The following is a 3036-nucleotide window of genomic DNA, read 5'->3' on the forward strand; positions in this document are numbered from 1 at the left end:
CAATCCCCAAGATCTGTACATTTGGGTTAATTCAGGCGGTTCACATTTTTGGTATCTCAAGATTGAGAAGAATCCCTACTTGGCTTAGATGCCTATCCTGATGCAACTTTGCCTTATAAATTAGAATAGCGTAATGGTATCAATGAATTGCTTACGCAAACTATCACAACAGCGCTCTGCAGAAAACTTTTGAAAATAAAGAAATACTGAAATTGCCGACTCGTATTCGGCAACATATATGCAACACACTACGTCATGCCACACCTCAGAAACTCCGAGAAAACAATCCGGTGGCGAATCTGGACAGTATAATCTTCGACCGGTTAGCAACTACATTTGCTGCTTTCTTTCTCTCGCATACATTTTACCAAAAGTCCATTATCGACAACGAAGGGTTCTCAGTAAGTCATGCCTGTTTACTGATCTGAGAAGTTCCTCATAAGTGTCACGAGCATATTCTTAGACCCTGATGCTATGTGCGGAAAATGTACTGAAATCCATATGGTTGAAATGATTGACGACAAACTAGAAAAGCTAAGATAAGAGGTCTTCTATAGATCTTTGAAGCCCTCCAATATTTCGCACCGAAATAGCAGGGAACTTTCGAGCTGAAGTAGGTACGATTGATGAATCATCCAAATTAAACAACCAGACCTTCATCTTACCAAGTGCTTCCAAGCTGAGAGCAAGAGCTAGTTCGTCGTAACACCAAGGGCTTTGAGCATATGATCGACTCCAGAGTACTGCAACGATGTCACTGCGACGAAGAGCGTTCTCTATCGTGGCAGTGATCATTTGGCTCGAATCTATCTCATTATCACCCAAAACGGCCTCAATCCCATGATTCTTTAGTACCCCTTCCAGAGCTGCACCCATGTCAGCGTCTTGCCTCGCAACGCTGATAAAAATAGATTTAGGCCGATCACCGCTAGCTATTGATCGCTTGACTCGATCACTAACCAAACGGTTAGCTATTGCTACGACCTGCTCAACCTTATCCTCACTATCAAGAATAGATGCGTCAAAGCCGGGGTTGAGGTCCGCCCAACTCCGTCGTTGATAAGCGCGGCTTGCCGCTCCACCCAAGAAAGCAAATGGAATGATTGGTAAGCTTTTCGCCTCGGCCAAATGGAGTAACGTACTCGCGTTCTTAGACATTTTACCGCCGAGGGCGACAACAACATCTGCTTTTTCGAGAGCCTGGAGTTGGGCAAGTAGCCAAGCTTGTGACCAAGATTCAGTGGTATCCGTTTCCGGAGTGGGATAGTTCCAGTCCAGGACTGTCAAATTAGGCTTGCCATGTAATTTTCTGAAAAGAGCCCGTTTATCCTCAATTTTCTGATGAATGGGGCTGTGAAAATGAATGATCCCACCAGAATTTTCATCAGAATAACCCATAGCAACATAGTAGTCTGCCGAGTCAGGAAATGGGCTACAGACGATAAGATCAGCCCCCCCTCGAGCCAAAGCGGCGCCTAATTTCAAAGACGCCCGGTGCAGTCGAGGACGTTCAGCGTCTACATCGGCAGTTTCACCTGTTTCTCCCCCTATAACAAAAACTGACCTTGCCCATGAGCCTAGACGTTCGGTGTCGGATACTACACTGGAGGTAACCGCATTAGAATCCTCGGCTTCAAATAGCCCAGCTTTCACCGCATGTACAAATAGCGAAACAGCGTTTTTGGCAGACAGCTCTCGAAACATACCTTCGGCTGTTGTCTCAATCTTCTCCTTACGCGCATCGGCATAATCAGAGATGCCACGGATCGCAATAGTTCTAGGTGCTGGCGTTGGAACTAGTGCGGCATCGTAAACCCCTGCAGTCTCCATCTCAACAGCCGCAGCCTTTCGATCCACTTCTCGTTTGATCCATTCTGTGAAAGCCTTGCCTTTCCCCACAGCCGGACCACTAGCTAGATTTAGATCATTGCCCGCATAGAGTTTGCAAACTCCGCGCATTGCTAAGCCTGCGCTCTTAAGTGCTGTATCGGTCTCTGCTGATATCAAGGCGGATCTTATTTTGTATGTGCTGTCCTGCCAGGATTGATATTGGTTTTTTTTCGTAAGCGCAAAGACCTGAAAGCGGTTCAGTAACCGCCGAGAGGTCTGAAAACGGTTTGTAGAAATTTGGAATTTCCAATCATCCCCTTCACCATAGGCGGCTGAATTCGCAAGGTACTCGTTTATGCTGTCGGGAATAAAAACATCTCCCGGCTCCATATCGTTAGAAAGTGATCCAGCGATCCCGATCACAACCACATCCACAGGTTTAAATTTTGCGATTAAGAGTGAAACCACTGAAGCTGAGTGGGTGTTACCCATCTTTCCGGCAGGAACCATTGCCACTTTGAAATCACGATCTGGGCTGGGGCCAGGAAGAGTTCCGAAGAAAGAGGTAAGGTTTGCATAATCTAGCTCCTTCGGTTGAAATTGGTTTCCGAGTACTTCAAGCACCGAATCAGCTTCTTCACTTAAGGCAACATAAAGGAGAATATCGACACAGTTAGTCATATTATTCGGGATCCTTGAATACATAGTTTTATGCGCAGAATGCAGGATACAAATGATAAAATAATACTAATTTTTCGACTTATGGAAAAATATGTGGCGAGGATCATCACAGAGGTGTAACTGCCGCTTATCTAGCGCGCCTATGCACAATTGCAAGCCTAGATAAACCTATTTTCAACCACCTCACTACGGATGTACACATAGCCTCTCCCAGTAGTGAACCTTTTACACGTTTTGGTACATTTCACAAGAAGCGAACGGAGAAAAGCTGGATAACCTCAGTGTACCTGTAGAAGGTTATATTCGATTTCCTGAGCGCTAATGGCCTATCTACGGCTAAACGCCCTAGCGGAGTTAAACATATACTCACCTAGCATCTTAATCAGAAAACACGACGTACATAAAACTGCTTTCATTCAAGGTGGTCATTCTGGTGGTCTTGACAGGATAGGAATTCAGGTTTAGCTTACTTATTAGCCAGTTACTGGCAAAGGCGATCCCAGTCAGAGGAGCCAAATTTAGAAA

The 3036-nt window shown here is 45.3% G+C and carries 1 protein-coding gene; it reads right to left on the reverse strand.

What is annotated here, in order from left to right; all coding sequences use genetic code 11:
* Positions 1-534 precede the first annotated feature (534 nt).
* Entirely contained in the window at positions 535-2511 is a 1977-nt protein-coding gene (locus tag J1785_RS02010) for a TIR domain-containing protein (RefSeq protein ID WP_217218689.1), read from the reverse strand.
* Between the last annotated feature and the right edge of the window lie 525 nt (positions 2512-3036).

The organism is Rahnella perminowiae (genome assembly GCF_019049755.1).
Taxonomy (GTDB): Bacteria; Pseudomonadota; Gammaproteobacteria; order Enterobacterales; family Enterobacteriaceae; genus Rahnella; species Rahnella perminowiae.